General features: G+C 36.7%; 1 pseudogene. It reads left to right on the top strand.

Annotation, left to right across the window (positions count from 1 at the left end):
* Positions 1–240, top strand: a pseudogene (locus tag Q0998_RS19315) (integrase); the annotation flags it as partial.

The following is a 240-nucleotide window of genomic DNA, read 5'->3' as shown; positions in this document are numbered from 1 at the left end:
ATTACAAATGCAGTCCAGAACTTCTCAATGAAGCGCAAATAAATGATTATCTCTACCATTGTCAAAACCTACACAATACCCCTTCAGAGAGTTTTTTCAAACACACCGTTTATGGACTTCGTGCTGCCTATAAAGTTTTGGGAATGGATAAGAAACGTATTGGACTTCCTCAAATAAAAAGACAAAACGATCTCCCTATAGTTTTAAGCAAACCAGAAGTTAGAGCACTGTTAAAAGCTC

Origin of the sequence: uncultured Polaribacter sp. (assembly GCF_947501385.1) — a bacterium.
GTDB lineage: Bacteria > Bacteroidota > Bacteroidia > Flavobacteriales > Flavobacteriaceae > Polaribacter.
The sequence above is the reverse complement of the archived record's forward strand: the minus strand, read 5'-3'. Positions and strand labels throughout refer to the sequence as shown.